The sequence below is a fragment of the Borborobacter xinjiangensis genome, assembly GCF_047739745.1.
In the GTDB taxonomy this organism is placed as follows: domain Bacteria; phylum Pseudomonadota; class Alphaproteobacteria; order Rhizobiales; family Rhizobiaceae; genus Pseudaminobacter.
Window position 1 is genome coordinate 280,776 of record NZ_JBLLVA010000003.1, and the last position, 9,416, is coordinate 290,191.

Annotated in this window: 16 protein-coding genes; 1 reads left to right on the forward strand and 15 read right to left on the reverse strand. The window is 59.0% G+C overall.

What is annotated here, in order from left to right; translation table 11 throughout:
• Positions 1–13: 13 nt before the first annotated feature.
• From ACLKMW_RS05845 to ACLKMW_RS05915, 15 genes are all read right to left on the reverse strand, one after another.
• Positions 14–226: a hypothetical protein gene (locus ACLKMW_RS05845; protein ID WP_415723447.1), complete on the reverse strand. Its 213-nt coding sequence runs from the start codon at positions 224–226 to the stop codon at positions 14–16.
• Positions 226–867, reverse strand: a complete 642-nt coding sequence (locus ACLKMW_RS05850; protein WP_415723448.1) for a nucleoside/nucleotide kinase family protein — start codon at positions 865–867, stop codon at positions 226–228. Before ACLKMW_RS05850 ends, ACLKMW_RS05845 begins: the two co-directional genes overlap by 1 nt.
• Positions 864–1,064: a hypothetical protein gene (locus tag ACLKMW_RS05855; protein WP_415723449.1), complete on the reverse strand. Its 201-nt coding sequence runs from the start codon at positions 1,062–1,064 to the stop codon at positions 864–866. Before ACLKMW_RS05855 ends, ACLKMW_RS05850 begins: the two co-directional genes overlap by 4 nt.
• Entirely contained in the window at positions 1,061–1,426 is a 366-nt protein-coding gene (locus tag ACLKMW_RS05860) for a hypothetical protein (RefSeq protein ID WP_415723450.1), read from the reverse strand. Before ACLKMW_RS05860 ends, ACLKMW_RS05855 begins: the two co-directional genes overlap by 4 nt.
• Positions 1,427–1,604: 178 nt before the next feature.
• Entirely contained in the window at positions 1,605–2,207 is a 603-nt protein-coding gene (locus tag ACLKMW_RS05865) for a DUF1937 family protein (protein ID WP_415723451.1), read from the reverse strand.
• Between the two features lie 428 nt (positions 2,208–2,635).
• Positions 2,636–3,907, reverse strand: coding sequence for an oxidoreductase (locus ACLKMW_RS05870; protein ID WP_415723452.1), 1,272 nt, complete (start codon positions 3,905–3,907; stop codon positions 2,636–2,638).
• On the reverse strand, positions 3,904–4,059 hold the full coding sequence (locus ACLKMW_RS05875) for a hypothetical protein (protein WP_415723453.1): 156 nt from the start codon (positions 4,057–4,059) through the stop codon (positions 3,904–3,906). Before ACLKMW_RS05875 ends, ACLKMW_RS05870 begins: the two co-directional genes overlap by 4 nt.
• Entirely contained in the window at positions 4,056–4,235 is a 180-nt protein-coding gene (locus tag ACLKMW_RS05880) for a hypothetical protein (protein ID WP_415723454.1), read from the reverse strand. Before ACLKMW_RS05880 ends, ACLKMW_RS05875 begins: the two co-directional genes overlap by 4 nt.
• A complete protein-coding gene (locus tag ACLKMW_RS05885) occupies positions 4,232–4,627 on the reverse strand; it encodes a hypothetical protein (RefSeq protein WP_415723455.1) in 396 nt (131 codons plus the stop codon). Before ACLKMW_RS05885 ends, ACLKMW_RS05880 begins: the two co-directional genes overlap by 4 nt.
• The gene (locus tag ACLKMW_RS05890) at positions 4,627–4,821 is read right to left on the reverse strand and encodes a hypothetical protein (protein WP_415723456.1); all 195 of its coding nucleotides are present in this window, start codon (positions 4,819–4,821) and stop codon (positions 4,627–4,629) included. Before ACLKMW_RS05890 ends, ACLKMW_RS05885 begins: the two co-directional genes overlap by 1 nt.
• A 57-nt stretch (positions 4,822–4,878) precedes the next feature.
• On the reverse strand, positions 4,879–5,241 hold the full coding sequence (locus ACLKMW_RS05895; RefSeq protein WP_415723457.1) for a hypothetical protein: 363 nt from the start codon (positions 5,239–5,241) through the stop codon (positions 4,879–4,881).
• A gap of 162 nt (positions 5,242–5,403) precedes the next feature.
• Complete coding sequence (locus ACLKMW_RS05900; RefSeq protein ID WP_415723458.1) at positions 5,404–5,691, reverse strand: hypothetical protein; 288 nt, start codon at positions 5,689–5,691, stop codon at positions 5,404–5,406.
• Positions 5,688–6,200, reverse strand: a complete 513-nt coding sequence (locus ACLKMW_RS05905; RefSeq protein WP_415723459.1) for a hypothetical protein — start codon at positions 6,198–6,200, stop codon at positions 5,688–5,690. Before ACLKMW_RS05905 ends, ACLKMW_RS05900 begins: the two co-directional genes overlap by 4 nt.
• A 16-nt stretch (positions 6,201–6,216) precedes the next feature.
• Positions 6,217–6,882: a lysozyme family protein gene (locus tag ACLKMW_RS05910; RefSeq protein ID WP_415723460.1), complete on the reverse strand. Its 666-nt coding sequence runs from the start codon at positions 6,880–6,882 to the stop codon at positions 6,217–6,219.
• Positions 6,883–6,899: 17 nt separating this feature from the next.
• A complete protein-coding gene (locus ACLKMW_RS05915; protein WP_415723461.1) occupies positions 6,900–7,127 on the reverse strand; it encodes a hypothetical protein in 228 nt (75 codons plus the stop codon).
• Between the two features lie 198 nt (positions 7,128–7,325).
• Here ACLKMW_RS05915 and ACLKMW_RS05920 point away from each other — a divergent pair, with 198 nt between their 5' ends.
• Complete coding sequence (locus tag ACLKMW_RS05920; protein WP_415723462.1) at positions 7,326–9,344, forward strand: acyltransferase family protein; 2,019 nt, start codon at positions 7,326–7,328, stop codon at positions 9,342–9,344.
• The last annotated feature ends 72 nt before the right edge of the window (positions 9,345–9,416 follow it).

Sequence of the window (9,416 nt, forward strand, 5' to 3'; positions counted from 1 at the left end):
GCGCCGAAGCGCCCTAATCCAACTGCAGCAATAGCCTGTTTCGTCGATGCTCGATTGCGGCTAACCGTAAGGCAGCCGCGCTTCCCGCGTGGTGTTTTGCCGCCTCCTTTGCCTTGGCGCGAATGTCGGCGCCTATACGTGGCTCGTCATCTGCGATAGCGCGGCAACCCGCGGCGGTCTTGTCGTGCCACTCTGCAGCGATCTCGTAGGCTTTGGCTAAGTCCATTACGCCGCTTGCTCCCAATCACCCACATACCGCGCCACTAGCCGCCTGGCATTAGCACGAAGCTCCGGCAACGTCGTTGCTGAAATCGTGGCGTCTGCCGCCACAGCGGCCTGCACAGCGTCGCTTTCGACTCCTGCGGGACCATCGTGCCCCGGACGCTCGACTCGCACCACAAAGCCTCCCTGTGCCTTAAACCACGGCGCTTCGTACACCAGGCTCTCGACAACGATCGGCGTACGCGGCGACGAGCGACGCAAACGGCCAATCTCCATAGCAAGCGTCCACTCAACGCCCATGTCTGCGCCCATAAAGTGGCCGAACCGCTCCAAGAAATACCGCGGCGCGACATTGCCCGGCAGGTAGGGCGACGGCTGGTCTTTCAGGTCGCCCCACACCATGCGGCGGGCAATCTCAAAGTCGCCCGTGACGTGCTCGAAATAAGCGCGAGACGCCTCCTTGCCGCCATCAAAAGCGTGCGCGCGGGAAAAGCCGAACTCTTCCTCCAGCAAGTCGGCAACGGTGGTCTTGCCGACGTTTCGCTTGCCGGTGAGGCCAATCAGCATCGGGTTGTCGTTTGCTGGCGCGGGCGCGCGGTCGGCAAGGGGCTGCGGGCCGAATGGCGAATATGCGTGGGTGGTCATTGCGCGGCCTCCACTCTGTAGCCAAGGCGTTCGGCGATGCCGGCGAAATACATACTGATATTCTCGATCCGCTTGTCGCGTTCGCGATCGAAGACAGGGCCGAGGTTCAGTGCCCTCAACTCGTCGGCGAGGCCGGACGCCAAGTCCGCAGCCCTGCGAATCTCCGCACTGGCGTCGGCATGTTTCGCGAGGTTCATACTTCTTCCCTCTCTCGTTCCTTTTCCGGCAGCGGCCCGTCCGGGTGCAGCGGCCCTTCTGGTGCATCAATCTTATAGTCGGGGTCGGTCGCTATGCGCCGGAACAATGCGATAGGATCTTTGACCAAAGGCCGGAAGCGGCGGGCAGCAAACGGCGGGTCTTCGTAGCCATAGGTCGGGTCTACGCCACGGTCCACGCCTTCAAGGCGAACTCCGATATACGTGCCGTCCACGTAAGTCGTGAACCCGCCGATCCAGCGAATTGTGTAAACCTGGCCTTCGGTTATGCCTTGCGGGATGGTCACGCCTTTGAACGTCGCATCCACGCAGACAACTTCTTGGCCGACATAGAAGTGGTTCATGCTGCCAACTCCACGTAGCGGAAACCCTTTTCGGTTGTTATGTCTTCGACGGTAGCGTCTCGCCATTTATCGCCATGGTCGACGCAACCTTCCTCTAGCTGCAATACGACAGTTCCGTCTGTTGCCACTCTGAAACGGCGCCGACCGGTCAGCCATCTATAAGGTGGTGCGCCAGCCATTATGCCGCCCTCCTCTCTTCCAACGCACCCGGCTCCAGATAAACAATCGGCTTGCCGTTTTCGTGGAACCACTCGATTTCGTAGGTCAGACCGACGCTGTCCGCCCATCCGTCCATTTTAAGGACAATTAGCGAAGACGCGCCCTCCATCAGCGGTTGGCACTGGCGCTTCCAAAATTCCCATTCGGCGGGGAGTTTAAAATGACTGGCGATGTAGTGCCCGTGGGCTATAGGGCTGTAGATGACGAGCCCCCTCGCCATAAGCCGGCTGGCCGCGAGCGCAACCGTGCGGGCCGCTTCGTGCAAGCCGTTGGGATATAGGGTGTAAGGCGAGCCGAGGTACACATAGCCGGGAAGGTTGCGGATGGGGTCGAGGCTGGGTCGATTATCGTTGGCTGCCGTGCCGGCACCGACCGCAACGGGCGTGTGCTTGCCGTATAGGCCAATCTCGCCAAACGTTTCCATGTGCTCGGTGTCGTACTCGACGTAGCGGCGCGAGGCCGAGTCCCAGTGGAGTTTGGGCACGTTGCGCGGGTGGTCGTAGAGAGTGCCCGCCGCGCTGCGCCCGTGGTTGGGCGCGTATTCAATCTTGCCGACTTGCATGTTATCTCCTCTTTGTGGTGGTTGGCCCGCTGGTGAGGCGGGCAGTGGTTATTTCAGCCGAATGGCGCCCGGAAGCTTGCCGCCACCCCAGTGCTTCGTGCATGCTTCGTAGTTGTGGTCGCGCCCACCGCAATAAGAGCACCGCAAGTTCGCGGACGAACCGTTAGATGGACAGCACGTGTAAGGATGGCCGTCCTTGCCGCAGTAGCCGCATCGCATCTAGACCTCCCATCCCATGACTCGCTTGAGGTGGTTCCCGATCTTCGCCGCTGCACCGCAGTGTGCAACGTTGCGTCCATATGTAGTCACGTGCTCGCCGTGAGGCTCTGGTGTGTCGTGACAGCGGCGTGCATAGATGATGACCTGATCGTATCCATATTCGCTGGCTATGCGCTTGGCAGCGCCAATGGGTATTGGCTTCATTGTGCTCACCCCACCCTCCTCGCTTCCGGATTGTTGTCGTTTGCGGCCTGCATGCGGGATGCTCCTGCCACCATTTCCGGGCGCAGCGTGTGCCGCCCAACTTCGCCATATTTCTTGCTGTAGGTGATAACCTTGGCAGACCTGCCGGATAGCCACCCTCCCCCAGCCGCGTAGGCATCCGGCGCGGCCAGCGTCTCGTGCCGCTCGATGTACATAAGACCTGACTTGCGGCCCTCGTCGCTGTGTAGATGCCCGACATGGCCATATGCGTACTTCGTTCGACCGAACAGTTCGCGGAACATGCCAGCGAACGTCACGTCGACATTGCCAATGTTGCGCTTGTGGCCGTGGTGCATAAAAAGTGCGGTGTCGCCCCACTCGTAGGCGTAATACAGCGACGGCGAATTATCGACCGACACGCGCGGCTCGTTCTCATATATGGCCGCGAACATCTCGCGCAGCCACGCCGAACTTGCTGGGTCATGGTTACCACTCGCCATCACGACGTGGACGTGCTTGTGTTTTTGCAGCAGCATGTCCACAACCTGGCGCAGGCACCGGATGACAACCCGTATAACCTTCTGCAGTCGCGAATCCGCATCGAGGACGTGCCTATGCGCTGGCGTCACCGACTCCATCGAATCGTGGTGCATCACGTCGCCAATTTGCCCAAGAACAGCGGTATGTGCCTGCGGGCTTTGGGCTATGGCTGCGGCAAACCAATCAAGGAATAGCTGCTCGGCAATACGCAGGTCGTAGTCGCTTCCCGTCTCCTCGCGCCAGGATAGCATGCCGAAGTGGTTGTCAGTGACGCCGTAGAAATTTAGCAGATCGTCCTGTACGCTCACAGGCGCCGCTACGGGCTGAATGCGCGGCAGCGTCTCCTTCATTGCTTCCAGCGTCGCCTCGAACGCTGCCCGCTGCGCGGCCGCATCGTGGCGCTCCATGATGTGCTGCGTGATGATGCGGCCTTCCGCATCAATCAATGTCGTCTTACCCTTTACGGCCAGACCTTCAGTCGGCTTGTACGGCTCACCATGCTCTTTTTGCTGCTTGATGTACGTGCCGGTGGGCGCCTCAGTTAGCGACTTAATCACATACCCCGGCATCGTCTCTCTGCCCGGCGCAACAAGCCCACGCTCCGCAGCGCGCCTAAGCCGGTTCTGGAACGTCGAGCGAGCTATGCCGAGCCGTGCGGCGGCTTCGCTGTCGCTGTCGCAAGCCGCGCGCATGATGGCTGCCTCAAGCGCGAGGTCGTTTGAAATTTGTGGCTTCAAGTGGTGGGCTCCTTGAATGTATCGGCGAGCGCTGGAACTGCGGCCATCTTGCTGCGCAAGAATGCGGTACGAAGAATCGGGCGGCGCTCCTCCTCCGTCATTTCGCCAATGGTCTTGTTTGTGCCGTCTGGGTGAGTGGGCCAGTCGGTCATGGCTCCTCCTTGACGATTCGGTAGGCGATAATGTCTGTCGCGCTTCCGATATGGCTCCAGTCAGCCAGACTGGCATCAGGGTATTGGACGCCAGTACGCATCCGCGTCTTAATATCGACCGTAGTACCATCCCGCACAGGACACTCGCCGCCGCGCCATTCAATCCAGTCGGTCATACTGCGTCCACCTCGTGAAGGCCTATAAGCTGCGCTTCATCGGAATTGAGCGTCACGAACCCATCGCTGATGGTTCCCATTCTCACGGACGGCCCAACAGCGGCTTTCGACAAAAGCAGAATTTCACGTATTCTCTGGATGCGCAGGTTAAAGGGGCGCTCCACCCAATAACGGGTTGTGCGCAACGAGCCTTCCCTGCCGTATCTTTCCTCGGCTTCTGTTCGCGTTCGAACGTGGTAACGCTTAAACGGCCAAATTCCTTCGCTAACGATTTCGCCCACGTAAGACTGTAGGGCGTCCTCGCTGGCCCTTTCACGCTTCGTAAACTGCTCGTCAATAGCGGCCTGCGCTTTGTCGCGAACCAGTCTTGCGTCAAACCTCGACGTTGCCATTATGCTGGCTCCTTCTTCGCCGGGCCGTCGAGGTAGTTCATTAGCCCTGCAAACGACGCGAGCGAAAGCGCACCCAGCAGCCCACCGCCAACCAGACCAAAATAGTGAAAGCCGAGGACTACAGCGGCGATGATGCCAATGCTTACAGCGACAAGGATTAGCGTCCCAAAGAACGCAACAAAGAACCGTTCCATTCTTATCTCCCCTAAAACGAAAAATAGGGGCTGCCCTTTACGGACAGCCCCATAGGTTCAAACACCAGCAATCGCAGCATTAAGCGCGATGCGGTGACGCTGGATTGACATAAGGCCGGTATGTCGGATGCAATCGCCCGGCTCGACTAGCGCGATAAACACGCGGTCGGAAAGCTCAACCGTAACCAGACCAATCGGCTGCGATCCGTCCGGAATGCCGATGCCAAGCTTACCAACGTAAGCGTTGATAATGCCGACGTCCCTGGTGACAAAAACCTTGTCGGCTGGAATGTTGGCGTTCGTTATTTCAACCACAAGTGCCGCAATCGGTACGCACTGCTGCTGCGCAACGGCTGGCTGTAGCGGTGTAAAGGCAAGCACACATGCGGCAGCAATCGCCGCAATCCACGACTTCCGCATGGCGGAGTCTCCTACAATAGCCGCACTATGCGCCGTAGCTCTGGCGGCCGGTTATCGGGATTGGTGGATTTGGCGATTCTGCCGAATGTGACCTTTATAGGTGTTGTCACGGCACCTTGTCAAGCGGCTGCAACAAAAATGGCGCCGCGTCAAGGGTTATTTTTAGCTGGAGCGGCGGGCCGTTGTCCTGCTGCCGTTCTCTAATATCCGGTCGATGCGCTGGTTCGTGCCGTCGATAGACGCCTTCACCGCGCCGATGGCATCCATGATTTGTTCGGTCGCCTCGCGGTGGCCCTGCTTGCTGACATACGTTTCGGCAACATGCAGCTTGTGCGCGGCAAGATCGTCGCGCACCTTGCCAATCGCGCCGCCCCACCACTTGTACTGCCCGAACAATGCGCCGGCCAGCATAACGAGGAACCCAATGGCACCCATCAGTTCCACGGTCATTTGGCCCGCCACTTTTCAACCGCGGCTTTCGCGGTGTGCCCGCCCATGTACAGGCCGGTGTACGTGATAAAGAGCGTGACGAATGTCGGGATATCCAACACCAGCACCAGCGGGCTCGTTAGCACCGCGTTCAGCAGCGGCACGATAACGCCGTAGTGGGCGGTTAGGGCCAGAAACAACCACATGCCGAACGGGCGCCAGGCCCAGGTCCACAGCGGGCCGTTTTTGTCCATCTCTGCGGCCAGCGTTTCGTTCATGAGGCGCTGCGATTCGACGTGCTGCGCCAATAGGTCGGCGGCGATCGGCTCCGCAGCCACGATAGCCTTTTCCAGTTCGGGCTGCGGCAGGTCGGGCAGTTTATCAGGCGACACGCCGGCCTTCTCCGCCACGGCGTCGATCACGCCGCCAACGAGATCGCCAGCCATGCCGCCAAGCTTGTCAGCCAGGATTTTCTTTATAACAGGGACGGCCAGCGACCCGGCCGCCTCCAGCAGAATTGATGCGAGCATGTTCTATGCCCCTTCGTTATGTGCCAAAGATGAGGAATAGCGCCGCCGCAGCGGCGATCAGCAGGACGGCGGCAAACGCGGGTCCAGTTGTGGGCTTAGTAGTGGGCTTGGGAGCGGCTGGCTTATTTGCGACCGGCTTATTGCCCGCCTTCCAGGCTCGCTCGATCATCGCTTCGACCACTTCAGGCGCCACGAGCGCCTTATTGAGGCCATCCCCGGCATAATACGACTGACCACGCTTTAGCTGCCGATGCGCACCCTTCGTGGCGGCCAGCACCGGAAAGCTCGCCCACTCCATTGCGAGCCGCTTGCCGAATTCCGCCGCGCTGATCTTGCCCGCCATGAACGATTCATAGCCGCGCCGCTTCAATAGGTGGAAGCCAAGCCGGTCCTGAAGGTCAGCATCGAATATTTGACCATCACGCAGGCCAAGTTCCTTGCGCAGCCCCGCCAAGGTGGCGCGCATGAACTGATACCCTCCGCTGGCCGTGGACTTGGCTGGCCAGCCTTTTGACTGGTGTGCCTGCAGTTCCGCAACTGTCATCCGCGTGATTGGTTTAGGCAGATGGGCCTGCTTGTTGGCATAGATGACGTCGTAGCCGCGCGGTTCTGCCGTTCCGACTTCCGTCTTGCGAATGAAGTCGAGCAGAATCGCTGCTCCAGAAGGAACAGTCTTGTCCATTTGGATTTTCCTTATTTCTAGCGCTGGCGCAGCCTCATCGCCGCGCTCGTCCCCCGCCTGTTCCAGCGGGCCAGTTCGTCGGCGCAGTGGTCCGGGCTGGTTGCCAACGCAACAAGCCGGCAGAACAGGCAGTCGGTGCCGTGGCTGGCGGCTATGCGGGCGCACAGAGTTTGACCGGACTTGCCTTTCGCTAGCCGATTGAGGACGCGCGAAAGACTGCCGAGCACGCGGTATGCGCGTTCCATGACATAGTCCCTTTGATTTAGTTGTAATGAGTTACGCGCGCACGCTAAAATTGCGCACCGCCTGGTCCGGGCGGGAGGGCCTGATTGCTGACCTCTGCACCACGGCGGTCAGGCCCGCTTGCGTATCTGGCTGGTTGATTTGTCGAGCGGGATGCGCGAAATCTCCAGAATTGCAATCAGGGGTTCCCGAAACTCGACATGACAAAGACGGCTGACTATCGGCCGGACATTGACGGTCTGCGCGCTGTTGCAGTCCTCTCCGTCCTATTGTTTCACTATGGCGTCACGACGTTGTCCGGCGGCTTTGTCGGCGTGGACGTATTCTTCGTGATTTCCGGCTACTTGATCACCAAGGGCTTGGCCGACGACATCGGAAAGAATGGGCACTCAATCGGACCGCTACTGGTCCGGTTCTACAACAAACGCATTCGCCGCATCGTGCCGGCACTGCTGGTGGTTCTAGCAACCACCTTGGGCGCAGGTTGGTTTCTGCTCATGCCCGGCGACTACGCGTCTACGGGCGAAAGCGCTGCCTATTCGGCGTTTGGCCTCGGTAATCTCTACTTCTTTTGGAACACCGGCTATTTCGACCGCGAGGCGGAGTTACAGCCGCTGTTGCACATGTGGAGCTTGGGGGTTGAGGAGCAGTTCTATTTCGTTTGGCCGGTATTGCTCGCCGGCATAATCTGGATGGCGCGGAGCCGTCATTTGGTCGTCGCGTACAGCATCGCCTCGCTGATGGTCGCTGGCTTCGCATATAGCGTTCACACTGTGGCCACTGACCCGAAAGCCGCGTTTTACCTCCCCCACCCGCGCGCATGGGAACTAGGGGCCGGAGCACTCCTAGCCTTCCTCCCGGTCATCCGAAATCGGTTGGCATCCGAGGCGATGGGCATTGTCGGGCTTGGTCTAATCCTCTGGTCAGTCTCCTCCCTGGTAGGCACGGAGGCTTCTCCGGGCTGGCCTATGGTGCCCGCTGTTCTTGGCTCGGCATTGCTTGTGTGGCCTCGCGCCGAAAGTCGCACTGCGCGAATCTTGGCGGCCCCGCCCATGCGGTTCGTAGGGCTGATCTCCTACTCACTCTATTTATGGCACTGGCCTGTTCTGGTGCTGTTTCGCCACTACGCAAACGGCGAGATGCCGACTCCCGCTCAAGCTGCGGCGCTAGCGGGTATCTCTGTCATACTCGCCTCACTGTCGTGGCAGTTCATCGAAATTCCTGCCCGGAAGGCACCATTCAGACCTCTTTCCGCTTTCGGCGGAGGATTAAGCCTGTCGGCAGCGGTAGCCATCGCTAGCCTTGTGATTGTGCAATATGGCGGGTTCGCCACCCGGATATCACCGGAATTTGAGAAGCTAAGTAGCCTTGATGTTATGTGGGACTGGTCGTGTCCGACTTCGATGAAGTTTGGTGATTTGAAAGCGCCTTATTGCGTTTTCGGCGCACCCTGGAATTCTGCATCTACAAAGGCGATTTTGTGGGGCGACAGCCATGCGGAGCACATGGCGCCTGTCATAGAGGCTGCGACTTCAGGGGCTAGGTCGTCGTTCATCCTATACAGGACTTGCCCAGCTGCGCTGGGGGAGCGCGTGCACAGAATTCGAAAAGAAGACCCAGACTACCCGAGCAAATGCGTCGCTTGGCGAGAGGCGGCAATCAAGTTTCTGTCCAATAGCCCAAACGTCAACATGGTGATTTTGTCCGCCTCCTGGACCAACTTGGGCAACGTCGTTTCTCAAGATGGGTCTTTGCCTGGCCATCCCGACCCGTACGAGATGATCGCATACGGGCTGGAAACACTAATCAACGAGGCGGCTGCACCTGGCCGCAGATTCATCATAATCGCTGATGTTCCGCAGCTGCGAAGTGACCCGATCCCTTGCGCTACACACCACCTGCTTGGGCTCCTACGCAAAAGTTGCCCGGAAGGCGGTGACACCGTTTCCTCACAGGAGTTCCGTAGATACCAGGGCAAAATGTATGCGGATTTGTCAGAAATCGCCAAAAGACGAGATGACGTGGAAGTGGTTCTCCCCGGCGATCACCTCTGTACGGGCGACTGGTGCCAATCTTCTCTTGGAGGCGAATTCCTCTACCGTGATGCCAGCCACATTCGTAGAAACCTGTCCGAGGCAACAAAGCGAGATTATGCTGACCTGATCGGATTGACGGAGGTTTTAACTCGGGCCGGGAAAGACGACATCGCGTCAAACTAGCAGGGGCAGGACGACCTAAGGCCACCGCCTGCATAGAACGATTGCCCGCTGAAGAATAAGGTGCGCTCTTGA

Excerpts from the sequence above, each read along its gene's own strand:
- ACLKMW_RS05880 (WP_415723454.1), bottom strand. The coding sequence starts at position 4,235 with ATGACCGACTGGATTGAATGGCGCGGCGGCGAGTGTCCTGTGCGGGAT.
- ACLKMW_RS05865 (WP_415723451.1), bottom strand. The coding sequence starts at position 2,207 with ATGCAAGTCGGCAAGATTGAATACGCGCCCAACCACGGGCGCAGCGCG.
- ACLKMW_RS05905 (WP_415723459.1), bottom strand. The coding sequence starts at position 6,200 with ATGCTCGCATCAATTCTGCTGGAGGCGGCCGGGTCGCTGGCCGTCCCT.
- ACLKMW_RS05875 (WP_415723453.1), bottom strand. The coding sequence starts at position 4,059 with ATGACCGACTGGCCCACTCACCCAGACGGCACAAACAAGACCATTGGC.
- ACLKMW_RS05885 (WP_415723455.1), bottom strand. The coding sequence starts at position 4,627 with ATGGCAACGTCGAGGTTTGACGCAAGACTGGTTCGCGACAAAGCGCAG.
- ACLKMW_RS05845 (WP_415723447.1), bottom strand. The coding sequence starts at position 226 with ATGGACTTAGCCAAAGCCTACGAGATCGCTGCAGAGTGGCACGACAAG.
- ACLKMW_RS05855 (WP_415723449.1), bottom strand. The coding sequence starts at position 1,064 with ATGAACCTCGCGAAACATGCCGACGCCAGTGCGGAGATTCGCAGGGCT.
- ACLKMW_RS05895 (WP_415723457.1), bottom strand. The coding sequence starts at position 5,241 with ATGCGGAAGTCGTGGATTGCGGCGATTGCTGCCGCATGTGTGCTTGCC.
- ACLKMW_RS05850 (WP_415723448.1), bottom strand. The coding sequence starts at position 867 with ATGACCACCCACGCATATTCGCCATTCGGCCCGCAGCCCCTTGCCGAC.
- ACLKMW_RS05900 (WP_415723458.1), bottom strand. The coding sequence starts at position 5,691 with ATGACCGTGGAACTGATGGGTGCCATTGGGTTCCTCGTTATGCTGGCC.
- ACLKMW_RS05920 (WP_415723462.1), top strand. The coding sequence starts at position 7,326 with ATGACAAAGACGGCTGACTATCGGCCGGACATTGACGGTCTGCGCGCT.
- ACLKMW_RS05890 (WP_415723456.1), bottom strand. The coding sequence starts at position 4,821 with ATGGAACGGTTCTTTGTTGCGTTCTTTGGGACGCTAATCCTTGTCGCT.
- ACLKMW_RS05915 (WP_415723461.1), bottom strand. The coding sequence starts at position 7,127 with ATGGAACGCGCATACCGCGTGCTCGGCAGTCTTTCGCGCGTCCTCAAT.
- ACLKMW_RS05860 (WP_415723450.1), bottom strand. The coding sequence starts at position 1,426 with ATGAACCACTTCTATGTCGGCCAAGAAGTTGTCTGCGTGGATGCGACG.
- ACLKMW_RS05910 (WP_415723460.1), bottom strand. The coding sequence starts at position 6,882 with ATGGACAAGACTGTTCCTTCTGGAGCAGCGATTCTGCTCGACTTCATT.